Here is a 25,364-nt window from a genome sequence, read left to right on the forward strand (position 1 = left end):
GCGAGAGCAATGCGTCGTAAATGCGTCAAAATCAATCGAGCGCCGGACGCAGTCCCATCACAATCCGTAACGTTCTGCTAATGCCGGATCCCTTGCGGCAACCTGCCGCGCCAGATCGACGATCACTTTCGCCTGCTTCCAGGTCGCGTCGTCCTGCATCTTGCCGTCGATCATGACCGCTCCCGAACCGTCCGGCATGGCTTCGAGGATGCGCTTGGCGAAGATCACCTCGGTCGGGTCCGGGCTGAACACCCGCTTGGCGATCTCGATCTGAGAGGGGTGCAGCGTCCAGGCGCCGGCGCAGCCGAGCAGGAAGGCGTTGCGGAACTGCGCCTCGCAGGCGGCCGCATCGGCGAAATCGCCGAAGGGACCGTAGAAGGGCTTGATGCCCGCCGCTGCGCAGGCATCGACCATCTTGGCCAGGGTGTAGTGCCAGAGATCCTGCTGGGCGACGGCGCGCGGCCCGCCATCGGGGGAGGGGTCGGCGATCACCTTGTATTCGGGGTGCCCGCCGCCGACGCGGGTGGTCTTCATCGTGCGCGAGGCGGCGAGGTCGGCGGGGCCGAGGCTCATGCCATGCATGCGCGGCGAGGCGGTGGCGATCGCCTCGACATTCTTCACGCCCTCGGCCGTCTCCAGGATGGCGTGGATCAGGATCGGCTTGGGCAGCGCATGGCGTGCCTCGAACTGCGCGAGCAACTGGTCGACATAGTGGATGTCCCACGGCCCTTCGACCTTCGGCACCATCACGACGTCCAGCTTGCCGCCGATCTCGGCCATGATCGCGATGATGTCGTCGAGGAACCAGGGCGAGTTCAGCGCATTGACGCGGGTCCACAGCCCGGTCTTGCCGAAATCGACCGCCTTGCCCATGGCGATGAAGCCGTCGCGCGCCGCCTGCTTGGCCTCGACCGGGATCGCATCCTCGAGATTGCCGAGCACGATATCGACCTGCCCGGCGAGCTCGCCGACCTTGGCGCGCACCTTTTCCAGGTGGGGCGGCACGAAATGGATCATTCTTTCGAGCTTGAGCGGGAGCTCCCGATAGGGCTCGGGAGCGCCGATGGCAAGCGGCCGGAAGAACTGGCGTGGCGTCTTGCTCGTCATCGGGGGCTCCATGCTGCGATGCAGCGAATGTGAGCATGCCTTGGCGAGGCCGTCCATCATGCCTTTGTCGAGCGGGAAGGGGGGTCCCGAAGGGACTATGCCTTAGGAAAATAAGCTCAATTGGCGAATTAGGTAAATATGCCTAGGATTAATATCCTTGATCTGGGGTGGTCTGGCGAAACCATGAAGGCTCCCAACGGTTTGGCGCGCGGCTTGCTGCGTGAGCCGCATCGCCCGGAACCTGTGCCGAAACGTGACGTGAGCCATGAGTCAGCCGAACCACCTCCAGCCCGGTCTTCGCCTCGAAACGCTCGACGGCCTGCGCCTTCTCGCGGCGTTGTCGGTCGCATTGTTCCATTTCGGGTTCTGCGGTCTGGCGATCGGCTTTACGCAGATGTCGCTGCCGGTCGGCGAGAGCGTGCTGAAATACGGCTATCTTGGCGTGCCGCTTTTCTTCGTGATCAGTGGCTTCGTGATCGCCTATTCCGCCGAGGGGCGGACGCCGCTTCAGTTCGCCATTGCCCGCTTCGCCCGGATCTATCCCACTTTCCTGCTCTGCATGACGCTCACCTTTCTGGTGGTGCTCGCCTGGGGCGCGCCGTTCCTGCATGCCAGCGCTGCGCAATGGGCAGCGAATCTGGTCATCAAGCCCGAGCTGCTCGGTTATCAGGCCATGGATGGCTCCTACTGGTCGATCTTCTACGAAGTGATCTTCTACGGCTGGGTTCTCCTGCTGATGGCGCTGGGAGCTTTTCGGCGCGATCGCTATCCGCTCATCGTTCTCGTCTGGCTTCTGGTTTCCGTTCTCGATCGCGCCTTCCTGTCCAGCAAAATCCTGCGCTATCTCCTCCTGACCGATCAGAGCGCGTTCTTCTGCGCTGGGCTCCTGCTCTATGCCGCCTTCCGGGACGGACATACGCGGCGCAACCTCGCCCTTCTCACGCTCACCACGGCCGTGGCCATCTATCAAGCTCTCGAACTGACGCAGTGGTACAGGGCGAACTACCACGCTGCCTATGACGACTTCGCCGTCGCCGCTTCCTGCGTGGCGATCGTCGCGATCGTGGCGGCTGCGATCAGGTTTCCACGCCTGCCGCTGCCGTCGGGGGTGATGCTGGCCATTGGCGGGCTGACCTATCCGTTCTACCTGCTGCATCAGCACATCGGCTATGTCGCGTTCAACCGGCTGGGCGATGCGCTTTCGCCGGCGGCCCTTGTTGCGGCGGTGACGCTGGTGCTGCTGGTTTTGTCCTGCCTGATCTGGCGTTTTGTGGAGCGCCCGGCTCAGAGCTGGACGAAGTCCACCCTGACCGGGCTGGCCGCGGCCGGCGCCTTGCTTCCAGCGAATGGGGCGCAGCCGCGGGCAGGGATTGCCAACTGATCGCGCCCGGGTTTTAGGCTCCGGGTCGATCCTTCGGATTGTTTCGAGGCGCTGCCATCCACTTCGGGGCCTGTGCACGCGCTGGCCCGGAAGCTTTTTGGCCACCTGATCCAGCCATCGACGGATCACCCGGCCGGTTCGGTCGGCACCCATAAGGATCCGAACGTTTCGCGATGGCCGACCTTCTCAGCATCTTCAATCTGGTCGCGCCCTTCTTCGGGCTGATCCTGCTCGGCTTCGTCATCGGCCGCTGGAAGCAATTGCCGGAGGAGGGGCTCGCCTGGCTGCAGTTCTTCCTGATCTATGTCGCGCTGCCGCCCTTGTTCTATCGGCTGATCGCCGACAAGCCGCTGAACGAGCTCGCCAATTGGAAGTTCATCGCCTGCACCACCACGGCGACCTTCTGCGCCTTCTGTCTCTCCTTCGCGCTCGGGCTCAAGCATACGCATGGCAACATGCCCCAGGCCGTGATGCAGGGCGTCGCCGGCGCCTATTCCAACATCGGCTATATGGGGCCGCCCCTGATCCTGGCTGCGCTCGGGCCGGAGGCCAGCGCCCCGGTCGTGCTGATCTTCGTCTTCGACAGCGTCCTGCTGTTTTCGCTCGTGCCGCTCCTGATGGCTTTCGCGGGCGTCGAGAAACGCAGCTTCGCCGCCACGCTGCGCGAGGTGGTTTGGCGGGTGCTGACCCATCCCTTCAATGTCGCGACACTGGCCGGCGTGCTGGCGAGCTATCTCAAGTTCGAGCTCCCCACTGCGATCGACCGGATGACGCTCTGGCTCTCGCAGGCGGCCGCGCCCTGCGCGCTCTTCCTGCTTGGCGTCACGGTGGCGCTGAGGCCGATGAAGTCGATGCCGGGCGAGGTGCCGGGTCTCGTCGTCATCAAGCTCCTGCTGCATCCGCTGCTGGTCTGGCTGCTGCTCTCGGCCGTCGGCGGCATTCCGGCGAACTGGATCTATGTCGCGCTCATCATGGCGGCGCTGCCGCCGGCGCTGAACATCTTCGTCATCTCGACGCAGTACAGGGTCGGCGTCGAGCGCGCCTCGGCCTGCATCCTCGTCGGCACCATCGTCTCGATGATCACGCTGCCGGGCTTCCTGTGGCTGGTGAAGACGGGCAGGATAGCGGCCGACCTCTTCCACTGAGAAAGCCGCCCATGCTGCCGCTGGACGACCTGCTGGTTCTCGATTTCTCGACCCTGCTGCCCGGCCCGCTGGCGAGCCTGTTTCTCTCCGAAGCCGGGGCGCGGGTGATCAAGATCGAGCGGCCGGGCGGCGAGGACATGCGCGGCTTTCCGCCGCGCTTCGGCGAGACGTCCGCTCCCTTCGCCGTGCTCAATCGCGGCAAGCAGAGCGTCGAGCTCGATTTGAAGGCGCCCGATGCGCTGGAGCGGCTGAAGCCGCTGGTCGCGCAGGCCGACATCCTGATCGAGCAGTTCCGGCCGGGCGTGATGGAGCGCCTCGGCTTCGGCTACGAAGCGCTGGCCGCGCTCAATCCGCGCCTGATCTACTGTTCGATCAGCGGCTACGGCCAGGACGGGCCGCGCGCGCAGGAGGCGGGCCACGACATCAACTACCAGGCGGTCGGCGGCCTGCTCGGCCAGTCGCTGCAGCGTGGCGCCGCCCCGCCGCTGCCGCCGCCGCTGGTCGCCGACATCGCCGGCGGCACCATGCCGGCCGTGCTCAACATCCTGCTGGCGCTGCGCCAGCGCGAGCGCAGCGGGCAGGGCTGCCATCTCGACATCGCCATGGCCGACGCCATGCCGACCTTCGCCTGGTACGGGCTGGCGCAGGGCCAGGCGACCGGCTCCTTCCCGGATGGCGGCGAGGCGCTGCTGACCGGACAAAGCCCACGCTATGGGCTCTACGCCACGGCCGATGGCTGGTTTCTTGCCGTCGGGGCGCTGGAGCCGAAATTCTGGCGGGGCTTCTGCGAGGGCATCGGCCTCGACGAGACCCTGCGCGACGACCGCCGCAACCCGCAAGCGACGCGCGCCGCCATCGCCACGATCGTCGCCGGCGAGAGCGCCGCGCATTGGCGCACCCATCTGGAGCCGCTCGACTGCTGCTGCACCGTGGTCCGCACGCTGGAGGAGGCGGTCGCCGACCCGCATGTCACGGCGCGCGGCCTGCTCGACGCCCAGGCACAGGAGCCCGGCGGCCGACGGCTCGTCTCGACGCCTTTGCCGCTGGCACCGGTGTTTCGGGACAAGGCCGCCGAGACGCGGCGCGTCGCGGCAAGCGGCGCCGATACCAGGATCGTGCTGGGAGAACAGTGACGGAACTCTGGACCGTCATTCTCGGGCGCAGCGAGGCGCAGACCCGAGAAGTTCAGGCTGGAGTCTGTTGCGTTGTCACGGAAGCGCTGCGTCATCCCGGACGGAGCGAAGCGGAGATCCGGGATGACGCCTGGATCTTACCGCGCCGCGCCGCCCGCCAACCCTTGCCGCATGACGAAGCGGCGCAACGGCCCGATCCGCGACAGCGCCAGCAGGCCCGCGCCACGCATCAGATCGGCCGGCAGCAGATCGCTCAGGAGGGTTCGGTTGAGCGCATCGACGGCGCCCGTCCGCAACCGGACATCGGTGCGCCGCGCCGCGTCATAGACGGTCATCGCCCCTTCCGCGCCCGGATCGTCACGCTCTGCGACCGCATCGCGCAGTGCCGCGACGTCGCGCAGGCCGAGATTGAGCCCCTGCGCCCCGATCGGCGGGAAGACATGCGCGGCCTCGCCGATCAGCGCCATGCGGCCGGCTGCGAAGCGATCCACCGAGAGCCCACTCATCGGGATGCGTCCGCGCGGCCCCGCGACGCTCATCGCGCCGAGCAGCGACTGCACCTGTGTCTCGACCCGCCGGGCGAAGGCGGCATCGTCGAGCGCCGCGACAGCCTCCGCCGCCTCGGGCTCGAGCAGCCAGACCAGCGAGGAGCGCCGGCCGGGCAGGGGAACGAGCGTGCACGGCCCCTGGCGCGTATGGAATTCGGTCGAGATCTCGCGATGGTCGCGGGCATGCGTGAAAATGCCGGTCAGCGCCACCTGCGGATAGCGCCAGTCGCGGCTTGCAATCCCCGCGACGGCGCGGACCTGCGAGTTGCGCCCATCCGCGCCGACGACCAGACGCGCGCTGAGCGGCGCAAAGCCGTCTCCGGAAAGCCGCACGGAATCGGCGGCGGGCTCGATCGAGCGGACAAGGCCCGGCAGCAGCCGCAAGCCGGCGCGTTGCCCGGCGGTCTCGGTCAGCACCTGGGTCAGATCGGCGTTCTCGATATTCCAGCCGAAGGCCTCGAGCCCGATCTCCGAAGCGCGGAACTCGACCGGTGGCTGCCGGAACAGACTGCCGCTGTCGTCGACCAGCCGCATCACGGCAAGCGGCGCCGCCTTCTTCAGCAGCGCATCCTGCAGGCCGAGTTCGGCGAGCAGCCGCCACGAACTGTCGAGCAGCGCGACGGTGCGCCCGTCGCGGGGCGTCGCCAGCGGGCCGAGCAGCGCGACGCTGCGGCCCTCGCTCGCCAATGCGAGCGCCGCGGCGAGCCCGACCGGGCCCGCTCCCACGATGGCGATATCGACCGAGGCCCCGGCATGCATGCTCATGATCCCTCGCTATCCGATGCACGGCGTTTTGGCCACGGGCCGCAAAGTCGCAAGGTGCGTCTGCATTTGCCGAGGATGCTGCTTTCCCGCGCGATGAACTATGGTCGGTGCATTCATTCGAGGGAGATGTCTTCCATGGTCAAAGCCATTCGCGTGCATAAAACCGGCGGCCCGGACGTTCTGGCATTCGAGGACGTCACGCTGCCGCAGCCCGGGCCGGGCGAGATTCTCATCCGCAACCGCGCCATCGGCCTCAATTTCATCGACACCTATTTCCGCTCGGGGCTCTATCCTGCGCCGCAACTGCCTTTCACCCTGGGCAATGAGAGCGCCGGCGACGTGCTGGCGGTCGGGCCGAACGTCACCGAGTTCAAGGTCGGGGATCGCGTCGCGGTCGTCGCGGCGCACGGCGCCTATGCCGAGGAGCGCATCGTGCCGGCGGCCTCGGTCGTTGCGCTGCCGGAGGGCATCTCCTACGAGGCCGCCGCCAGCATGCTTCTGAAGGGGCTGACCGCCGAGTACCTGCTGCACCGGACCTACAAGGTGAAGCCGGGCGACACCATCCTGGTCCATGCGGCGGCCGGGGCGACCGGCCTGATCCTCTGCCAATGGGGCAAGGCTCTGGGCGCGACCGTGATCGGCACTGTCGGCTCGCAGGCAAAGGCGGAGCTGGCGAAGGCGCACAAGGCCGACCACGTCATCAACTATCGCGAGGAGGATTTCGCGGCGCGGGTGAAGGAGATCACCGGCGGCGCGCTTTGCGACGTGGTCTATGACGGCGTCGGCAAGGACACCTTCATGAAGTCGCTCGACACGCTGAAGCCCTTCGGCCTGATGGTCTCCTTCGGCAACGCCTCCGGCCCGGTCGACGCCTTCAATCTCGGCATCCTCTCGGCCAAGGGCTCGCTCTATGTCACCCGCCCGACGCTGAACACCCACACCGCGAAGCGCGAAACCATGGTGGCGATGGCGAAGAACCTGTTCGACGCGGTGCTCTCCGGCAAGGTCACGGTACCGGTCAACGCCACCTTCCCATTGAAGGACGCGGCGGATGCCCATCGCGCGCTCGAATCGCGCGGCACGACCGGCTCGACGGTGCTTCTCCCCTGATCCTGCTCGTCATTCTCGGGCTTGACCCGAGAATCTCATGACCAGAGGAAGCTGGTTTTCGAGATGCTCGGGTCGAGCCCGAGCATGACGTCAGACGACGGTCACATCCTGCGCCCGGTCTTGCCGGGCGCATTTTTGTTGGCGTCGTGAACCCGCCGGCACGACGCCGCGACGAATGGATGCCAGCGCAATGCTGACGATCTTTTCGGGACGACGGTCATGTCGACCAGGTTTCAGGCAACTGTTTTTCTTCTGGGTATTTTGAGCCTTTCCGGCGTTGCGCTGGCGCAGCAGCTCCGGGGCCAAGGCGGGCAGGCCACCGTTCCGGCCGCCATCCTGAACGGCGCCGAGCAGGGCCGCCTCCGCGTTCCCGGCGCAGCGCGCCTGCGTTACGCCGAAACGGGTTGTGCCGCCGGCATCTGCAGCGAGCCGCCGAAGCGGAGCGAGCAGGGCGAGGCGGCTCCCGTCGCCGATGCCTGCAGCAGCCTCGGCACGGCGCGCGACCGCAACGGCCGCACCATCCGTCGGCTCTGCACCTTCAACTGAGGGAAGTCGGACGCGCTGGAGCGCATTCCGAGGAAACGCGGGTCATCCGGCCGGAGCAAAGCGGAGAGCCGGGATCCATGCCCGAACCTTCGTCGGAAACGCTCTGGCATGGATCCCGGGTCAGGCCCGGGATGCCTCTGTGTTTCCGCCTAAAATCAGCAAGCTCTAAAGGCGCGGCTCAGACCGTGACGCCGTGCAGGTCGTAGGCGTCGGCGCGCTCGATCTTCACGGTGACGATGTCGCCCGGGCGCAAGGGGCGCCGGCTTGCGACATAGACATTGCCGTCGATCTCGGGGGCGTCCCATTTCGAGCGGCCCTTGGCGACGGTCGGCCCGGCCTCGTCGATGATGACTTGAATGCGCTTGCCGACCCTGGCCTTGACGATGCGGGTGGAAATCTCGGCCTGCGCCTTCATGAAGCGGTGCCAGCGCGCCTCTTTCTCCTCCTCGGGGACGAGGGCGAGGCCGAGGTCGTTGGCGGGCGCGCCCTTGACCGGCTCGTATTTGAAGCAGCCGACGCGCTCCAGCTTCGCTTCCTTCAGCCAGTCGAGCAGGAACTGCACATCCTCCTCGGTCTCGCCGGGGAAGCCGACGATGAAGGTCGAGCGGATGGCGAGGTCCGGGCAGATCTCGCGCCATTTCCGGATGCGGTCGAGCGTGCGGTCCTGATGGGCCGGGCGCTTCATCGCCTTCAGGACGTTCGGCGAAGCGTGCTGGAACGGAATGTCGAGATAGGGCAGCACCAGCCCCTCCTGCATCAGCGGGATGACCTCGTCGACATGCGGATAGGGATAGACATAGTGCAACCGCACCCACATCCCCATCTGGCCGAGCTCGCGGGCGAGCTCGAAGAAGCGGGTGCGGATCTCGCGATCCTTGAACATCGACGGCGCGTATTTGATGTCGAGGCCGTAGGCGCTGGTGTCCTGCGAGATCACCAGCAATTCCTTGACACCGGCCTTGGCCAGCTTTTCGGCCTCGCGCAGCACGTCGCCGATCGGCCGCGAGACGAGGTCGCCGCGCAGCTTCGGGATGATGCAGAAGGTGCAGCGATTGTTGCAGCCCTCTGAAATCTTTAAGTATGCATAGTGCCGCGGCGTCAGCTTCACGCCCTGGTCCGGCACGAGATCGACGAACGGGTCGTGCTTCGGCGGCACCGCCTGGTGCACCGCCGAGACCACGCTCTCATAGGCCTGCGGGCCGGTGATCGCGAGCACGTTCGGGAAGGCGTCGCGGATCTGCTCGGGCTCGGCGCCCATGCAGCCGGTGACGATGACCTTGCCGTTTTCGGCCATGGCCGAGCCGATCGCCTCGAGCGACTCCGCCTTGGCGCTGTCGAGAAAGCCGCAGGTATTGACGATGACGAGGTCGGCCCCGGCATGGCTCTTCGAGAGCTCATAGCCCTCGGAACGCAGCGAGGTGATGATCCGCTCGGAATCGACGAGGGCTTTCGGACAACCCAAGGAAACGAAGGAGATTTTCGGCGCGACGGCGTTCATCGGCTGATGGCTTATGTCCAGAATGTCAGGAAGCGCCGCGCGCGTGACACGCGATCGGCGCTTCCTTTGAACCTTTTCAGCCTGATTTGCAATCGAAAGCGGCTCAGGCCGCCGCGCCCGTCGCGACCGGCCGCTCGGGATCCTGCGTCCAGTCGGTCATCGAGCCGTCATAGAGCGCGATCTCGTCGCGACCGAGCAGTTCGGAGAGCACGAACCAGTTCGCCGCCGCCGAATGGCCGGTGTTGCAATAGGAGATCGCCGGCCCCTGCGGCACCACGGCAAAGATCTTTTCCAGCTCGGAGCGCGGCTTGAGCTTGCCGGAGCTGGGCTCAAAGGCCCCCGCATAGTCGCGCGCGATCGCGCCGGGGATATGGCCGCCGCGCGTCGCCTCGGCCGCCTTCTCGCGGCCTTCGAAATAGCTCGGCCCACGCGCATCGACGAGGCTCGCCTGCTTGCTGCGGGAGGCGATGAGGGTCGCATCCGTCGTGCTGCGCAATTGCTGCTGGGCGACGACCGGATAGGGCTCGGTGCTCTTCGGCTGCGACGGGCCGCTCTCGACCGGCCGCTTCGGATCGCTCGTCCAACCCCTGAATCCGCCATCCAGGATCGCCTGTTGGCCGTGGCCGATGAATTTCAGCGTCCAGTAGACGCGCGCCGCCGCCGCGAAATCGGTCGGCGCCGTGCCGGCCGAGACGATGACGACATCGTCATGCGGCTTGATGCCGAGGCGGCCGACCAGCGCGGCAAGGTGATCGGCGGCAGGCAGCATGCCGGGCGCGTTGCCGACCTTGGCGCGCCAGCCATCGGCGGCATAGTCGGAATGAACGGCACCGGGGATATGCCCGGCCTCGAAGGCTTCCTTGCCGCCATCCGCCGCGGTGCGCACGTCGAGAATGACGAGGTTCTTGTCGCCGAGACGCGCGGCGAGGGCGTCGGGCGTGATCAATCCTGCGAATCCGGGCTGGCTCATGCAGCTTCATCCTTCTGCAGTTCGTCGATCACATCGAGCTCGTAGCTCATCTCGGCGGTCGCCCCGAGCATGATCGAAGCCGAACAGTATTTTTCCTTCGACAATGTGACGGCCCGCTCGGCCTTGGCATAAGCGAGGCCCTTGCCGGTGATGCGGTAGCGCAGATGGATCCTGGTGAAGACCTTGGGGTCGCTGGCCGCGCGTTCGGCCTCGACCTCGACTTCGCAGCCGGTCACCGCCTCGCGCCCCTTCTTGAGGATGCTGACGACATCGAAGCCGGTGCAGCCGGCGAGCCCGATCAGCAGCATCTCCATCGGCCGGATGCCGATATTGCGGCCGCCATAATCCGGCGCGCCGTCCATCATCACCGCGTGGCCGCTGCCGGCCTCGCCCATGAAGGCCATGCCTTCCACCCATTTCGCGCGTGCTTTCATCGCGATCTCCTGTCCGGATCGAGGACCGGCCGCCCTTGTCGCGGCGGGATTCGGGGGCGGAGGCTAGGGCATCGGGCCGAAAAGTGGAAACCGGTTTTCGGCACCACCGGATGCCCCGAGAGCGGGATCAGGCGGCGGCGAACAGGTTGCCATGCGTGATGCGCAGCCGCACCCGCTCGCCGATCGCGGGAGCGACCTGGCTGGCGAGATCGACGTCGAGCCGCTTCTTCAGCCCCTCGACAGCGACCTCAGCCCGGCGCAGCGGCCCGTTGCGGCGCAGATGCTCGACCGTGCCGGGCAGGGCGAGCGGCGTCTCGTCAACGATGCGCAGATGCTGCGGCCGGACATAGAGGGAGGCCGGGCCGCCCTGGTTCTGCGACAATCCGCCCAGCACCGGCCGGTCGCCGAAGAAGGCCTGGCTGCCGACGACCTTGACCGGCAACTTGTTCACCTCGCCCAGGAATTCGCAGACGAAGGGCGTCGCCGGATGGTCGTAGACGTCGTCGGCCGAGCCGACCTGCTCGATCTTGCCGGCGTTGAGGATGGCGACGCGGTCTGCAAGCTCCAGCGCCTCTTCCTGGTCATGGGTGACGAACACGGTGGTGTGGCCGACGCGCCCGTGCAATTCGCGCAGCCAGGCGCGCAAATCCTTGCGGACCTTGGCGTCGAGCGCACCGAAAGGCTCGTCGAGCAGCAGCACGCGCGGTTCGATGGCGAGCGCGCGGGCGAGCGCGACGCGCTGGCGCTGGCCGCCGGAGAGCTGGCTCGGATAGCGCTTTTCCAGACCCGGCAGTTGAACCAGTTCGAGCAGACCTTTGACGCGCTTGCTGATTTCGCTCGCGATGGGGCGCTCCTCGCGCGGGCGGGACCGCAAGCCGAAGGCGATGTTGTCGGCGACGTTCATCGTCTTGAACAGCGCATATTGCTGGAAGACGAAGCCGATGCGCCGGTCGCGCAGCGACAGCGCCCGCGTGTCGATGTCGCCGAACAGGACCCGGCCCCGGTCGGCCTCTTCCAGCCCCGCGATCAGGCGCAGCAGCGTGGTCTTGCCCGAGCCGGAAGGGCCGAGCAGCGCGACGAGCTCGCCCGGCTGGATGTCGAGCGAGACGCCGCGCAGCGCCGGGAAATTCTCGAAACGCTTCTCGATGGCTTCGATGGTGACGGCGACCGACATGGGGGCGTCCTTCGTCCAGGCTTGGGTCAGTGCCGGCGGCTGGCGGCGATCGCATCGCCATAATGCCATTCCAGCAGGGTCTTGAGCACGAGGGTGACGAGAGCCAGCCCCGCCAGCAGCGAGGCGACGGCGAAGGCGGCCGGCCCCATGTACTCGTTGTAGAGGATCTCGACATGCAGCGGCATGGTGTTGGTCTCGCCCCGGATCTTGCCGGAGACGACCGCGACAGCGCCGAATTCGCCCATCGCCCGGGCATTGCAGAGCAGTATGCCGTAGAACAGGCTCCACTTCACGTTCGGCAGGGTGATGGTGAAGAACACCCGCCAGGGCGAGGCTCCCAGCGTCAGCGCCGCTTCCTCGTCGGCCGAGCCGAGCGACTGCATATGCGGAATCAGTTCGCGCGCCACGAAGGGAAAGGTGACGAAGACCGTGGCGAGGATGAGCCCCGGCAGCGCGAAGATGATCGAGACGCCATGCGCCTGCAGCCACGGACCGAAATAGCCCTGCGCGCCGAACAGCAGCACGAAGACCAGGCCGGAGATCACCGGGGAGACCGAGAAGGGCAGGTCGAGCAGGCTGATCAGCAGGTTCTTGCCGCGGAACTCGAACTTGGCGATGGCCCAGGCCGCGGCGATCCCGACGACGGTGTTGAACGGCACGGCGATGGCCGCGACGATGAGCGTGAGCCGGATCGCCGCTTGCGCGTCGGGTTCGGTGATCGCGGCACGATAGGCTTCCCAGCCCCTGGCAGCAGCCTCGACGAAGACCGTGACCAGCGGCAGCAGCAGGAAGAGCAGCAGGAAGGCGAGCGAAACCGCGATCAGCACGAACTGGACGAGCCGGCTCTCGCCGCGGGCGCGGCTTCCATCGCGCCGGGCCGGCGCGGTCGCGGCAGGCAAGGTGGCGTCAGACATCGCCGAACCTCCGGCGCGCCCGCGCCTGCACCAGGTTGACCGCCAGGATGAGCGCAAACGAGATCAGCAGCATCATCGTCGCCATCACGGCGGCGCCCGCATAGTCGAACTGCTCGAGCCGGATCACGATCAGCAGCGGCGCGATCTCGGAGACCATCGGGATATTGCCGGCGATGAAGATCACCGAGCCGTATTCGCCGACGGCCCGCGCGAAGGCCAGCACGAAGCCGGTCAGCAGCGCCGGCAGCACCGGCGGCAGGATGACGCGGAAGACGGTGCGCAAACGGTTTGCGCCGAGCAGCGCTGCCGCCTCCTCGACGTCGCTCTGCAGCTCTTCCAGCACGGGCTGGACGGTGCGGACCACGAAGGGCAGGCCGATGAAGATCAGCGCCACCATGACGCCGAGCGGCGTGTAGGCGACCTTGCCGTCGAAGCCGATCGAGACATCGGTGAAGGGGATGGTGAAACGAAAGGCCAGCGGCGCCAGCCACGAGCCGACCCAGCCGTTCGGCGCATAGATGGCGGCGAGCGAGATGCCGGCGACCGCGGTCGGCAGGGCGAAGGGCAGGTCGACCGCCGCGTCGATCAGGCGCCGGCCGGGAAAGTCGTAGCGCACCAGAACCCAGGCGAGGATCAGCCCGAACACGGTGTTCACCAGCGCCGCGAACAGCGCGCCGAGGAAGGAGAGCCTGAGCGCGGCCAGCGTCCGGGGCGAGGTCGCCACCGCCCAGATATCGGCCGGGCCGGCGCTGGCGGCCTTCACGAACAGGCCCGCCAGCGGGATCAGCACGATCAGCGACAGCGCCGTCACAGTGATGCCCATCGCCAGGCCGAAGCCGGGCAGGATACTGGGCTCTCGCCAGCGGAAGGACGCCGTCGTTGTCATAGGCTTACCGTGCCGGCTTGTAGAGTTGGTCGAACGTGCCGCCATCGCCGAAATGCGTCGGCTGCGCCTTGGCCCAACCGCCGAAATCCTTGTCGATGGTGACGAGCTCGAGCTTCGGGAACAAGGCGAGGTCCTTGGGGTCGGCCGCCTCGGTGTTGCGTGGGCGGTAGTGGTTCTTGGCGATGATCGCCTGCGCCTTCGGCGTATAGAGGAATTCGAGATAGGCCTGCGCGGCCTCGCGGGTCTTCTTGGCGTCGACATTGCCGTCGACCAGGGCGACCGGCGGCTCGGCCAGGATCGACAGGCTCGGCACGACGATGTCGAACTTGTCCTTGCCGAACTCGTCCTGGGCGAGGAAGGCCTCGTTCTCCCAGGCGAGCAGCACGTCGCCGATGCCGCGCTGGGTGAAGGTCGTGGTCGCGCCGCGCGCGCCGGTGTCGAGCACCGGGACATTGCCGAGCAGCTTGGCGATATAGTCGCGGACCTTGGCGTCGTCCTTGTTGAACGCCTTCTCCGCATAGGCCCAGGCGGCGAGATAGTTCCAGCGCGCGCCGCCCGAGGTCTTCGGATTCGGCGTGATGACCTGGATGCCGGGCTTCACGAGGTCGCCCCAGTCCTTGATCGCCTTGGGATTGCCCTTGCGGACGAGGAAGACGATCGTCGAGGTGTAGGGCGAGGAATTGTCCGGCAGGCGCTTCTGCCAGTCGAGCGGCAGCTTCTTCGAGCGCTCGGCGACGGCGTCGATGTCGCCGGCCAGCGCCAGCGTCACCACATCGGCGTTGAGCCCGTCGATCACGGTGCGCGCCTGCGCGCCCGAGCCGCCATGCGACTGGCGGATGGTCGTGATCTTCCTGTCGGGATGCTTGGCGTTCCAATCCGCCAGAAAGGCGGCGTTGATGTCGCGATAGAGCTCGCGGGTCGGATCGTAGGAGACGTTGAGCAGCTCGATGGACTGGGCGCGGGCTCCCGCGACCACGCCGAAGCAGATCGTGAAGGCTCCCAGAACCAGTCCGGCCCGAAGCAGGCGGCGAAACGCGGGTCGTGTCATGTCAGGGCTCCGTTGCGATCCGGGCGGAGCCCAATTGAGAAAGCTCCGCCCGTTCTGAATAACAAACGAAACGTACTGAAATCTCGATCTTGCCACAATGTGGCCGGGCAGCGGTCCCGTTCCAAAGTTTCGACGCCGGGGAGAACACGCATCTCCCCGCATCGTTACGGGCCAAGGCGAGGATGCTTCTCCTCGCCCGCTCTCAGGCGCGGCGGCGATCCGCCGCCGCCTCGGCCTCGGCCAGGGCCGAGCCGAAGGCACGTCCCAGCAGGACCAGAACCGGCCCGGTCGCGGAAAGTTCCGCGAGCCGTTCCGGCAGGGTTTCGATCGTCGCCGCGATCCGTAGCTCGTCGGGCCGTGTCGCCGCAAGCACGGCGACGGCCGGCGTCTGTGGATCGAGCCCGGCGGCGAGCGCCTTTTCCCGGAAGCCGGGCAGGGTGGCGCGCGCCATGTAGATCACGGTCGAGGCGGCCGGGTCGGCCATGGCGCGCCAGTCGAGATCATCGGGCAATTCGCCCTTGCGCGAATGGCCGGTGACGAATTGCAGCCGCCTTGCATGGTCGCGATGGGTCAGCGAGAGGCCGAGCGAGGCGGCTGCGCCCTGTGCCGCCGAGATGCCGGGCACGATCGCGACCGGGATGCCAGCGGCCTGGCAGGCCTCGATCTCCTCGCCGGCGCGGCCGAAGATTCCGGGGTCGCCGCCCTTGAGCCGCACGACATGCTTGCCCTGCGAGGCCAGCGAGACGATCAGTGCGTTGATGTCGCCCTGTTTCACCGAGGGCCCGTAACCGGTCTTGCCGACCAGCATGCGCTTGGCCTCGCGCCGGGCGAATTCCAGCACGCCCGGCGAGACGAGATCGTCATAGAGGATGATGTCGGCGCTCTGCAGGGCACGGATCGCCTTGAGCGTCAGCAGTTCCGGATCGCCCGGCCCGGCGCCAACCAGCGTGACCCGGCCCTTGCCGTCGAAGGACGATTCGAGCTGTGCGAGCTTCGCGAAAAGCTCGGCCGCGTCCTGTTGCGTCGGTTCGCGTTCGGGCTCGGCCATCGCCTTGCCGGCGAAAAGCTCCCAGAAGGCACGGCGCAGGGCGAAGGGCAGTTCGCGCGCCTGAACGCTCGGGCGCCAATCGGTCGCGGCCTGCGCCCAGCCCTTCAGCCCGGCCGGCAGCAGCGCCTCGATCTTGGCCCGGATCGCTTGCCCGAAGACCGGCGCGGCCCCGTCGGTCGAGACGGCGACGACGAGCGGCGAGCGGTTGACCAGCGCACCGAAGGCGAAATCGCAGAATTCCGGCTTGTCGACGATGTTGACCGGGGCGCCGGCAGCGCGTGCGGCCGCGACGAAGGCGCGAATCTCGTCCGTCTCATCGAGATCGGCGACGGCAAGCGCGGCCCCATCGAGATCTTCCGGCGACCAGCGCCGGGCGTGGATATGGATGCGCGCGGCGGGATCCGCGGCGAGTGCCGCGAAAGATGCCGAATCGCCGCCCGCGAAGATATGCAGCTCCGCTCCCGCGGCCGCGAGCAGTTCGGCCTTCCACAGCGCGCCTTCGCTGCTCCCGGCCAGCACGGCCTTGCGGCCGGCCAGCTTGTGGAACAGCGGCAGCGTCGCCAGCGGCTCGATGCGCCGTGCGGTCGTCTCGGGGCGTCTTTCGCTCATCGCGTGGTCGCTATCGCCTTCCCATCCGTCGCCATAGGCGCCCCGCCAGCGGGCGGCACCAGCAGCCACAACGCCGCCAGCGCGAGGATGATAAGACGAAAGCATAGATCGAGCCAACGGCTGCGGGCCGTTTGGTCAGACTGCAGGAGCATTTCGACCTCACCAGCCATGCTGTCCTCCTCGATCGCGACCGGCGCGATGCGCCGGCTCGCGCCGGTTTGCCCGCTTGCCGGCGTGGTGATGCTCATGGCGTTGCCGCTGATGTGGCCGCCGCGTCGATACGCGCCGCGCGCCGCTGATCCAGGATGTTGCGCTCCGGCGTGCCATAGCCGCGCTGATAGGTCCGGCTGAACGAATCCCGGGCGCGCAGCCATTGTTCGACAGGCTGCCGCGCCGCGCTGGCCTCCGGCAGCTCGACCGTGTCGAAGCCGCACGAGAGGGCATAGGCGAACTGGTCCGCGATCAGCGGCCCGCTGGCGCGCAACTCCCCGCCGAAGCCCGCGCGCCGGATCTGGCGGGCCTGGCTGAAGCCGCGCCCGTCGGAATAGGCGGGGAAGGCGATGGCGACGAGCGCGAGGCGCGGCAGGAACGGGGCGAGCTCCGCGGTCGAGAGGTTGTTCGGGATCAGGACGCCGATGCTCTGCCCGGGCACCTGCCGGTCGAGCGCCTCGGCGAGGAACTCCCATGGCACGATCGCCGCCGGAATATTGTCGATCGCCGCCCCTTCGCTGCGGGTCCAGCCATCCGCGCGGGCGCCGTTTCGGTCAAGCAGCGGCACGGGTCGTCTCCTGGAAGGCGGCCTTGAAGGGGGCAAGCCCGATCCGGCGGACATTGTCGATGAAGCTCTCGCCCTCCGCCCGCTCGGCGAGATAGACCGCGATGATGCGCTCGATCGCGTCCGGCACGTCTTCCGCGGCGAGGCCGGGGCCGAGGATCTCGCCGATCGCGGCGTTCTCGGTGGCGTCGCCGCCCAGCGTGATCTGGTAGGATTCGATGCCGCGCTTCTCCAGCCCGAGAATGCCGATATGGCCGACATGGTGATGGCCGCAGGCATTGATGCAGCCGGAGATCTTGATACCGAGCGGCCCGATCTCGCGCTGGCGGGCCTCATTGGCGAAGCGCTGCTGGATCGCCTGCGCGATCGGGATCGAGCGGGCCGTCGCCAAGGCGCAGTAATCGAGGCCGGGGCAAGCGATGATGTCGGTGACGAGGCCGATATTGGCCCCCGCCAGCCCGGCTTCGCCGAGCTTCTGCCAGATCGCGAAGAGATCGCGCTGGCGCACATGCGGCAGGACGAGGTTCTGCGCATGGGTGACGCGCAACTCGTCGAAGGAATGGCGCTGCGCCAGATCGGCGACCACGCGCATCTGCTCGGAGGTCGCATCACCCGGCGCCTGGCCGATCGGCTTCAGCGAGATCGTCAGCGCGGTATAGCCCGGCACCTTGTGCGGCGCCGTGTTGACCTCGACCCAGCGGGCGAAGGCCGGGTTGCTGGCCTTGGCCGCCTCCAGCGTGTTGCTGACGGCCGGGAGCGTCTCATAGGCCGGCGGCGCGAAATAGGCGGCGATGCGCGCGACCTCTTCCGGATCGGCATTGATCGAGGGGCCGTCGAGCTGCGCGAATTCGGCCTCGACGCGGCGGGTGAATTCCTCGGCGCCGATCTCGTGGACGAGGATCTTGACGCGCGCCTTGTACTTGTTGTCGCGCCGGCCCTCGAGGTTATAGACCCGCATGATCGCCTCGAGATAGGCGAGCAGGTCCTTCTTGGGCAGGTAGTCGCGCACGACCTTGCCGATCATCGGCGTGCGGCCAAGCCCGCCGCCGACGCTGACCTCGTAGCAGACCTCATGCGTGTCCGGGTGCCGGCGCAGGCGCAGGCCGATATCGTGCGCCTTGATCACCGCCCGGTCGGCTTCGGCGCCCGTCACCGCGATCTTGAACTTGCGCGGCAGGTAGCTGAACTCGGGATGCGCCGAGGACCATTGCCGGATCAGTTCGGCGGTCGGGCGTGGATCCTCGATCTCGTCCTGCGCGACGCCGGCGAAATGATCGGCCGTGACGTTGCGGATGCAGTTGCCGGAGGTCTGGATGCAGTGCATCTCGACATCGGCGAGTAGGCCGAGGATCTCCGGGATATCGCGCAGTTTCGGCCAGTTGAACTGCAGGTTCTGGCGCGTGGTGAAATGGCCGTAGCCGCGATCGTACTTCTCGCCGATCAGCGCGAGCTGGCGAAGCTGCCTGGAATTCAGCGTGCCATAGGGAACGGCGATCCGCAGCATATAGGCGTGGAGCTGGAGATAGACGCCGTTCTTGAGCCGCAGCGGCTTGAACTCGTCCTCGGTCAGCGAACCGTCCAGCCGCCGCGAGACCTGATCGGCGAATTGCGCGACCCGCTCACGGACGAAGCGCTCGTCGAATTCATCGTAACGGTACATCGATCAACCCTTCGGCGCGGACGCGATACCCTCGCCGGCCTGCTTGCCGAGATCGGGACGATTGCTGGGGCCGAGCGTCTTGAAGCGCTCGCGGAAATGGCGCGGAACCGGATGGCCGCCCTCGATCGCGACATCGACGAGATAGGCGTCGACGACGGTGTTGCCGCGCAGCTCGGCCGCGGCGAAGGCTTCGAGCCCATCGGCCGCGGCATCGTCGTTCGCGACCAGTGCCTGCGCCGGATCGCGCGTCCAGACGAGGGTGCCAGCCGCGTCGGCCGTCGCGAAAACGACATCGCCGTCGAGCAGATCGTTGGCCAGCAGGATCGCCGGCAGCGGAACGCGTTTGGCTGCCGCAGCCATCAGGCGAACTCCGCGCCGCTGGCTTCAGCCGGTCGATGATCGAGGGTCAGGCTCGCCAAGGCTTGCGTCCGATACGTTCGTTTTTCCGAACGCTTAAAATAAAGCAGCCTTCGACACGCTTCAATTCACGTCAGATAGCGTGATTTTCTCTATTACCATCCATTTGGAGTAATTTTATCCTGCGGCCGTCTCGGCGCCTCGCTTGCAGGAGCGGCGAGACCCGGATGTGGAATGGCCGAAGATGACACGCAACGTTCTGAAATCGAACACTGAGCCGATGCGCGCAGGCGCTTCCGGCGGCTTTTTCGTGTCATGGCCGAGCGCGGCCGACATTCTCGATCGCAATGGCGGCGAGGGACCCGGCTTCAATGCTCTGCGCCTGATCCTGTCGCTGACCATTCTCGCCGTCCATTCCGGCTGGGTCGCCGGCGCCGATACCGGCAAAGACTGGACCGGCTGGCATGGCCTCTTCCTGCTCAGTCTCGTCCCGGCGTTCTTCGCCCTGAGCGGCTTCCTCGTCACCGGCAGTGCGCTGCGTACTGGCGCGGTGCGCCCCTTCATCACCCTGCGCGCCATCCGCATCGTCCCGGCGCTCTTCGTCGAGATCGCCCTCTCGGCGCTGGTGCTCGGGCCGCTGCTGACGACATGGGCGCTGCGCGACTACGTCAGCGACATCCGGTTCTGGGAGTATTTCGGCAATGTCATCGGCCGCATCCGCTTCGAGCTGCCCGGCGTCTTCGAGAGCAATCCCGTGGCGAACACGGTCAACCAGAACCTCTGGACGCTGAAGCCCGAATTCTACTGCTACATCGTGATGGCCTTGATGATCGCCGCCGGCCTGCTACGCCGACGCGTCCTCTCCGCGGCGCTCACGATCGGCATCATCATCGCAGCGACAGCCTGGGCCTATCTGCGCGGATTCGGCGTCACCGAGGGCAATTACCACTGGACCGTCGTGGTGTTCTATTTCCTGGTCGGTTGCCTCTATTTCCAATGGCGCGACCGGCTGAAGATCCATTGGAGCCTGTTCGCCGCGGCGCTCGCAGCCTCGATCGCCCTGATGTCGGCGCCGCGCGAGCTCTCCTTTCTGGTGCCGCCCTTCCTGACCTATTGCGTCGTCTATATCGGGCTCTTGCCGCTCAAGCTGCCACAGCGCATCCGCAAGCTCGACGTCTCCTATGGCATCTATCTTTATGGCTTCCCGATCCAGCAGGCGCTGGTCAGTCAGCTCGACGTCGTTCATGGCAGCGGGCTCGTGCTGTTCGCGGTTTCCGCGCCGCTCGTGGTGCTGTTCGCGCTGTTCTCCTGGCTCTGGATCGAAAAGCCTTTCCTGGCGGTGAAGCCCTATGTGCTCGGCCAGAAGTCCTGGCGCCGCCAGCCCCGCCCGGTCGTGCTGCCGGCCGGGTGACGGGCGGCCTCAGCCCGTCCTCACCCGCATCCGCCGCAGCAATTCGAGCCCCATCACCGCCGTGGCGAACAGGGTCCAGAGCGGGTCCGAGCGGTTGAGCAGGTAGGCTTCGAGCATCCCGACATAGGTCATGAAGATGACCATCATGACGAAGAGATCGGCCAGCCTCGCCCTGTCCGGCGCTCGGGCGGCGGCGAGATAGCTTCCCAGGGGGCGGATCATCAGCAGCCAGATCATGACGACGGCTCCGGGGACGCCGAACATCAGCATCGCGTCGAGATAGCTGTTATGGCCCGAGCCGATGCCGCGCACGTCCCAGCTCGCCTCGAAATTCTCCTCCAGCCCGGTCACCACCGGGGTCTGCCAGAAGCTGGCATAGCCGTAGCCGAGCCAGGGCTTCTCGGCGATGCGGGCGAGGGCGAATTTCCAGATCTCGTCGCGGCCGGTATAGGTCGGGTCCGAGATCAGCGCCGCGCCGAGCTTGTAGAGCTGCGGCGACATCACCGTGCCGACGGTGAGGCAGGCGATCACGGCGACGAGCAGGATGTGCAGGGCGACGGCCAACCCCGGACGCCCGCTGAACCGCCCGAGGACAACGAGCCCGATCGCCATCGGCAGGAAGCCGAGCGTCGTCTTCGAGCCGCTGTTGAGCACGAAGACCACGCACAGTGCCACGATGATCGCGCCGCGCCATTTCAGCCCGCTGCGCCAGCAATAGATCCCGATCATCGCCATCATCGAGAAGACCGGCGCGGCGAAGTTCTTGTGCGAGAGATGCCCGCGCCAGTCGCCGGCATGAACGCCCTCGACGCCCTCGGCGCTGTGCACGGCGAGATGGGGCGCGACGAGCAGCACGCCATAGACGATGGCGAGCACGGCGAGGCAGGCATTGGCCGCCGCGAGCGCGAAGCCCGGCTCGTCCTCCGGCAGCACCAGCACGCCCGCGACCAGGATCATCGCGATCGCGCCGAGGAGGAGGCCGCGCAGCGCCGCCGCCTGGTCGAGCGCCTGGACGGTCGAGAGCGCCGCGATGGCGAAGACCGTGAGCCAGGTCCCGAGCCCGAGCCGCGCCAGCACCGGCCGCGGCTTCAGCTGGAGCATGGCCGTGAGATAGAGCCCGCCCAGCACGAGATAGCCGATCTGGTTGACGATATTGCCGCTGCTGGGCGCGCCGATCTGCGACGGGTCCGGCGGCGGCGCGAAGGGCTGCAGCGTCAGGATCAGGATGAACAGCGCGAGACCGGAGAGGAAGGTCGCCAGCCGGCGCAGGCGCAAGGCCTCCTGCGCGCGCCCGGATGCGCTCCCGGCCGGGCCATCGGCGGCCTGCGTGATGCTCCCTGTCTGGCTCATGGCGTCGCGGCGGTCCGTGTGCCCTGCGGCCCGCAAGGGCCTCCACGCGCCATCCTATGACAGAGGCTCGTTAAGAGCCCGTCATTCCCCGCTCATGACGCCGACCGCCCCGTCCCGGCGGTCAGGTCTCCCGCCGCCGGCGTCATGCGCGGACCCGGAGGATCCTGCGACGACGAGGCTGCGGCGCACGGATCGACGGCGGGCCCGGGAACCCCGCGGTCATCCCGGGCTTGACCCGGGATCCATGCCGGACCCCATCGGAGCAAGGCTCAGGCCCGGATCCCGGATCTCCGCGGAGTTTTCAAATCCTTGGGCCGATCGAGGATTGGACCCGAAGGCTCCGTCCGGGATGCCCCGCGTTTCCAAGAACATGCGGCGAGCGTCTACTCGCCTTAGCGCGTGCGCTCCGCCGCGATACGGGCCTCGGCCTGCGCGATCGCCTCGTCGGGGTCGAGCCCATTGGCGCGGTTCTGCATCGCATAGGCGAACGATCTGCGGACCTCGTCCGGCATGGCCTGCAAGACGGCGTGGAAGCAGGCGCCGCGCGCATCCTGGCAGGCGCGCATCCGCTTGCAGTTTCTGTTCGGGCAGACGCGAAAGATTTCGAGCTGGTCGGTCAGCCGGCGAAACAGCGCGGACCGCGCCCTCTGGCAGCTCTCGAAATCGGTGATCGGCGGGATGGCGAATGGGGTGTTCTGGCGTTTCGGCATGGCGGGCTCCGGTCGGGTGAGGCAGGCGGGATCGTCCGCCCGCGCGGATGCGCGGCGGGGTCGCAAGGGTGGCTAGGCAGGGCTGGCGGAGCGCCGCGAGGCGCAAGGGAATCCGCAACCGTTGAGCCAGGCTGCGGCGCGGCGGGATTGAGCCACCCGTCGCACGCCCCGTGGCGCTCCGCCTCCGGCGATTTCGGACTCCGGGCCGCGCTTATCGGGCTTGGACGGTTCAGGATGGCGGGTTTCGACGCCAGTTCCCCTCATCGGGTTGTCGCGTCGTCGCCGCACCCATCATCAACCGCCGGCCGTTCCCAGCGAGCTCCTCGCACAGGGATCGTAATGTCCCCAGGGCGGTGCCCCGAAGCCTCCCGGGAGCAGGGCGTAACCCCCGCCCGCAGGCGCCGACCCTCACCCAACCTCCAGCATACCTCCGGACGGCCGCCCCGTTTGGGTGATGGGCGAGGGCAGGATAGGGCGGGTGAGAAGGGGCGGGGATAAGTTAGCCTACCATGACGCGCGGACAGCGCGGGGAACCCTCTCCCGGATGGAGGGGGCAGAGTAGGGGCCGGCCGTTTGACACCGTGGCCGTGACCTTGCCGCTGCCGCCGTTGGGTCAGCGCGCCGTTGGTCGAGGGGCCTACACCTCACCCCTGCCCCTCTCCTTACAGGAGAGGGGTTCCCCGCGCGTGATTCTGTGAGTGCGGTGCCCCGAAGCCTCCCGGGAGCAGGGCGTAACCCCGCCCGCAGGCGCCGACCCTCACCCAGCCACAGGCATACCTCCGGATGGCCGCCCCGTTCAGATGATGGGCGAAGGCCGGACCGTGGGGACGTGGGAAAGAGCCGGAATAAGTCTAGCTACTTTGCAGGACTGAGGAGGCGCCACAGCCCCTAAAGTTGCAGAACAAAACCCGCAAGTAGGTCTTCCGCGGCAACCGGCAATTTCATAAACTTTTCCCTAGAGCGCTTAGGGGCCGAGAAAACAAGTGAAAATGCGTTGGGGTGAAAAGGTCATCGACGCTCTTTTGGGGGGGCCGGTAGGGAACGAAAAGAACAAGCTAGGGTGGTTCCTCACCTTCGCCATGTCGGTATTCATCGTGGCCTTCATCGCCCTAGCGCTGGTCTGGTGGAAGGACGGCCAGCAGACAGCGGGTCCGCTGGGCGACTTTTTCGGCGGGATGCTAAACCCTATTTTGAGCTTCCTGGCCTTTGCGGGTGTCCTTTACTCAATCCACCTTCAGCGCCTAGACCTCAGGGAAACTCAAAAAGAAGCGGCCCGGCAGCAGTTTGAGTCCACCTTCTTTCAGATGCTGGCGCAAATGAACCGCATAGTGGAGGCGATGGACATCAAAAGTCTGGCCGTCGCTTACTCTGGTAGAGATTGTTTTGCAGCCTTTGCTGACGAGATTGAACGCCAGTATGCCGAAGCCGCAAAAAGCTGCGGCGGCAGCGTTCAAAGGGCACTGGCGACGGCATACCACCTCTTTTGGCGTCAACGTCGCCAAGACCTTGGACACTATTTCCGATTTCTATACAACTGCGTACGGTATGTGGATGAAGCTGACCTGCCTAAGCTACCAGGCGATTTGGCGGAGCCTAAAACAAAATACATGCGCATCTTGCGATCGCAGCTCTCCGACTATGAACTGGTGCTAGTTTTCTATAACGCGCACGGTGGACACGGAGCCAATTTTAACCCGTATGTCGGCAGGTATAACCTCCTCGACAATTTGCAGTCTGAGCTCGTACGCATCGTAGACGCTATCGAGTTGCGCGAAGGGCTTGGCCGTATTGGAAACCTACCAGTGCGGGAAGCAGTGTGACCCCTGAGGTTTCCTGCAATTCGACATCCTCTTGGACGAGGCGAACGACGGGACTGCGCGAGCGAGACAGAGTGCGAATATTATCAATATGTGCCTATCTAATTGCACCAATCTAGCGAGAGTTGTAGGCAAACGAGATTTATGGCAAAGGTAGATTGCCGACGGGCAGCTTCCAATTTTTAGTGTTAGCGATATTTTTCGGGGGGCAATCGCTTGGCTCAACTTGCAGAAGCCTATTTTCACGTACGGCGGGTAAGTTTATCGGTTGTCGAACTAAAACAGCTTGGTGACGATGCATCGAAGATAGCCGCAAAAACCGCGCTCGAATTTTTTCCTCCCGATACCATCCTCGACGTCAGACTTGCGGAGGGCAGTGTCAGGGGTTGGATCACGGTGATTGGTGCCTTGACGATTCCGATTTATGGGGTAGTCGCTGACTATAAGGGCTTCAAAGAAAGCGTGACGGAAATCATCAGCGATGGGAGAAAGTTTAGCGAGTTGGTGACTGAGAGCATAACATCGGCAAAGGAACTTGAAGGCGCTCGAATATATCGCCGTGAAAGGCGAACCAAAACGCCGGGGAAGATAAAACGCATCATCGAAAAGCGGCAATGGCTCGAAGAACACAGAAGGCAGCTTTCCGCTGGCGATGCCGCGCACGTTGATCACGAGATTGAGCAGATGCTTCAATCGGTCTTAGCGGACATCGAGCCGGCGGCGCGCGCGGCTATGAGGGAAGCTTTAGGAGAAGATGTTCCGCACATCCCGCTTTCCGAAGAAGCGCGCATAGCAGTGCGTCCTACCCGCGGCGTGCAAGAGCCGCTTCTGCTGAGATTAGATTCGACCGAACCCGCTCCAGAAACAGACTATCACCGCAGATTTAAGCTGTCCGATTGGGCTACAGACGATGATCCGCCTCCGTCGCCCGGTAGAGCTTTACTTCCGCCTATTGAACGGAATTGATG

24 protein-coding genes are annotated in these 25,364 nt (G+C 66.1%); 8 read left to right on the forward strand and 16 right to left on the reverse strand.

The features are described from left to right. Positions 1-57: 57 nt before the first annotated feature. Positions 58-1,107, reverse strand: coding sequence for an HpcH/HpaI aldolase/citrate lyase family protein (locus AB6806_RS05550; protein ID WP_370954240.1), 1,050 nt, complete (start codon positions 1,105-1,107; stop codon positions 58-60). Positions 1,108-1,372: 265 nt separating this feature from the next. Here AB6806_RS05550 and AB6806_RS05555 point away from each other — a divergent pair, with 265 nt between their 5' ends. The 3 genes from AB6806_RS05555 (at position 1,373) to AB6806_RS05565 (ending at position 4,766) form a co-directional block, all read left to right on the forward strand. Further along, complete coding sequence (locus tag AB6806_RS05555) at positions 1,373-2,488, forward strand: acyltransferase family protein (protein ID WP_370954241.1); 1,116 nt, start codon at positions 1,373-1,375, stop codon at positions 2,486-2,488. Positions 2,489-2,661: 173 nt separating this feature from the next. Beyond that, the gene (locus tag AB6806_RS05560) at positions 2,662-3,633 is read left to right on the forward strand and encodes an AEC family transporter (RefSeq protein WP_370954242.1); all 972 of its coding nucleotides are present in this window, start codon (positions 2,662-2,664) and stop codon (positions 3,631-3,633) included. 11 nt (positions 3,634-3,644) lie between these two features. Further along, a complete protein-coding gene (locus AB6806_RS05565; protein WP_370954243.1) occupies positions 3,645-4,766 on the forward strand; it encodes a CaiB/BaiF CoA transferase family protein in 1,122 nt (373 codons plus the stop codon). A gap of 137 nt (positions 4,767-4,903) precedes the next feature. Here the strand turns inward: AB6806_RS05565 and AB6806_RS05570 are convergent, their stop codons facing one another. Then, complete coding sequence (locus tag AB6806_RS05570; protein ID WP_370954244.1) at positions 4,904-6,079, reverse strand: UbiH/UbiF family hydroxylase; 1,176 nt, start codon at positions 6,077-6,079, stop codon at positions 4,904-4,906. Positions 6,080-6,214: 135 nt separating this feature from the next. Between AB6806_RS05570 and AB6806_RS05575 the strand changes: the two genes are divergently transcribed. Together AB6806_RS05575 and AB6806_RS05580 are read left to right on the forward strand one after the other, a co-directional pair. Then, the gene (locus AB6806_RS05575) at positions 6,215-7,189 is read left to right on the forward strand and encodes a quinone oxidoreductase family protein (protein WP_112762157.1); all 975 of its coding nucleotides are present in this window, start codon (positions 6,215-6,217) and stop codon (positions 7,187-7,189) included. A 219-nt stretch (positions 7,190-7,408) separates the two neighbouring features. Next, a complete protein-coding gene (locus AB6806_RS05580; RefSeq protein WP_370954245.1) occupies positions 7,409-7,735 on the forward strand; it encodes a hypothetical protein in 327 nt (108 codons plus the stop codon). A gap of 178 nt (positions 7,736-7,913) precedes the next feature. Here AB6806_RS05580 and rimO read toward each other — a convergent pair whose 3' ends face one another. The 12 genes from rimO to AB6806_RS05640 all read right to left on the reverse strand — a co-directional run bounded on the left by rimO (position 7,914) and on the right by AB6806_RS05640 (position 19,111). Continuing rightward, on the reverse strand, positions 7,914-9,233 hold the full coding sequence (rimO, locus tag AB6806_RS05585; RefSeq protein WP_370954246.1) for a 30S ribosomal protein S12 methylthiotransferase RimO: 1,320 nt from the start codon (positions 9,231-9,233) through the stop codon (positions 7,914-7,916). 103 nt (positions 9,234-9,336) lie between these two features. Next, positions 9,337-10,203 (reverse strand): sulfurtransferase, encoded by an 867-nt coding sequence (locus tag AB6806_RS05590; protein ID WP_370954247.1) that lies wholly within the window; start codon positions 10,201-10,203, stop codon positions 9,337-9,339. Then, complete coding sequence (locus AB6806_RS05595) at positions 10,200-10,637, reverse strand: OsmC family protein (RefSeq protein ID WP_112762160.1); 438 nt, start codon at positions 10,635-10,637, stop codon at positions 10,200-10,202. The genes AB6806_RS05590 and AB6806_RS05595 overlap by 4 nt, the downstream gene beginning before the upstream one ends. Positions 10,638-10,764: 127 nt before the next feature. Beyond that, positions 10,765-11,811 carry a sulfate/molybdate ABC transporter ATP-binding protein gene (locus AB6806_RS05600; RefSeq protein WP_038367506.1) on the reverse strand — a complete coding sequence of 349 codons (1,047 nt, stop codon included), beginning with the start codon at positions 11,809-11,811 and terminating at the stop codon, positions 10,765-10,767. Between the two features lie 26 nt (positions 11,812-11,837). Continuing rightward, the gene (cysW, locus tag AB6806_RS05605) at positions 11,838-12,725 is read right to left on the reverse strand and encodes a sulfate ABC transporter permease subunit CysW (RefSeq protein ID WP_142020878.1); all 888 of its coding nucleotides are present in this window, start codon (positions 12,723-12,725) and stop codon (positions 11,838-11,840) included. Continuing rightward, a complete protein-coding gene (gene cysT, locus AB6806_RS05610; protein WP_038367502.1) occupies positions 12,718-13,611 on the reverse strand; it encodes a sulfate ABC transporter permease subunit CysT in 894 nt (297 codons plus the stop codon). Before cysT ends, cysW begins: the two co-directional genes overlap by 8 nt. A gap of 4 nt (positions 13,612-13,615) precedes the next feature. Then, positions 13,616-14,659 (reverse strand): sulfate ABC transporter substrate-binding protein, encoded by a 1,044-nt coding sequence (locus AB6806_RS05615; protein WP_142020880.1) that lies wholly within the window; start codon positions 14,657-14,659, stop codon positions 13,616-13,618. A gap of 202 nt (positions 14,660-14,861) precedes the next feature. After that, positions 14,862-16,316: a siroheme synthase CysG gene (cysG, locus tag AB6806_RS05620; protein ID WP_370954248.1), complete on the reverse strand. Its 1,455-nt coding sequence runs from the start codon at positions 16,314-16,316 to the stop codon at positions 14,862-14,864. Further along, positions 16,313-16,564 carry a hypothetical protein gene (locus tag AB6806_RS05625; protein WP_370954249.1) on the reverse strand — a complete coding sequence of 84 codons (252 nt, stop codon included), beginning with the start codon at positions 16,562-16,564 and terminating at the stop codon, positions 16,313-16,315. The genes cysG and AB6806_RS05625 overlap by 4 nt, the downstream gene beginning before the upstream one ends. After that, on the reverse strand, positions 16,561-17,094 hold the full coding sequence (locus AB6806_RS05630; protein WP_370954250.1) for a DUF934 domain-containing protein: 534 nt from the start codon (positions 17,092-17,094) through the stop codon (positions 16,561-16,563). Before AB6806_RS05630 ends, AB6806_RS05625 begins: the two co-directional genes overlap by 4 nt. After that, the gene (locus AB6806_RS05635; protein ID WP_370954251.1) at positions 17,081-18,751 is read right to left on the reverse strand and encodes a nitrite/sulfite reductase; all 1,671 of its coding nucleotides are present in this window, start codon (positions 18,749-18,751) and stop codon (positions 17,081-17,083) included. The genes AB6806_RS05630 and AB6806_RS05635 overlap by 14 nt, the downstream gene beginning before the upstream one ends. A 3-nt stretch (positions 18,752-18,754) precedes the next feature. Beyond that, positions 18,755-19,111, reverse strand: coding sequence for a DUF2849 domain-containing protein (locus AB6806_RS05640; protein WP_370954252.1), 357 nt, complete (start codon positions 19,109-19,111; stop codon positions 18,755-18,757). Between the two features lie 241 nt (positions 19,112-19,352). Between AB6806_RS05640 and AB6806_RS05645 the strand changes: the two genes are divergently transcribed. Beyond that, the gene (locus AB6806_RS05645; RefSeq protein ID WP_370954253.1) at positions 19,353-20,519 is read left to right on the forward strand and encodes an acyltransferase family protein; all 1,167 of its coding nucleotides are present in this window, start codon (positions 19,353-19,355) and stop codon (positions 20,517-20,519) included. Positions 20,520-20,528: 9 nt separating this feature from the next. Here AB6806_RS05645 and AB6806_RS05650 read toward each other — a convergent pair whose 3' ends face one another. Beyond that, positions 20,529-21,869, reverse strand: coding sequence for an O-antigen ligase family protein (locus tag AB6806_RS05650; protein ID WP_370954254.1), 1,341 nt, complete (start codon positions 21,867-21,869; stop codon positions 20,529-20,531). Positions 21,870-22,261: 392 nt separating this feature from the next. Continuing rightward, complete coding sequence (locus AB6806_RS05655; protein ID WP_370954255.1) at positions 22,262-22,579, reverse strand: hypothetical protein; 318 nt, start codon at positions 22,577-22,579, stop codon at positions 22,262-22,264. Between the two features lie 989 nt (positions 22,580-23,568). Between AB6806_RS05655 and AB6806_RS05660 the strand changes: the two genes are divergently transcribed. Then, positions 23,569-24,399 (forward strand): putative phage abortive infection protein, encoded by an 831-nt coding sequence (locus tag AB6806_RS05660; protein ID WP_370954311.1) that lies wholly within the window; start codon positions 23,569-23,571, stop codon positions 24,397-24,399. 213 nt (positions 24,400-24,612) lie between these two features. Next, complete coding sequence (locus tag AB6806_RS05665) at positions 24,613-25,362, forward strand: hypothetical protein (RefSeq protein ID WP_370954256.1); 750 nt, start codon at positions 24,613-24,615, stop codon at positions 25,360-25,362. The last annotated feature ends 2 nt before the right edge of the window (positions 25,363-25,364 follow it).

Source organism: Allobosea sp. RCC_152_1, from assembly GCF_041360765.1.
In the GTDB taxonomy this organism is placed as follows: Bacteria; Pseudomonadota; Alphaproteobacteria; order Rhizobiales; family Beijerinckiaceae; genus Allobosea; species Allobosea spartocytisi.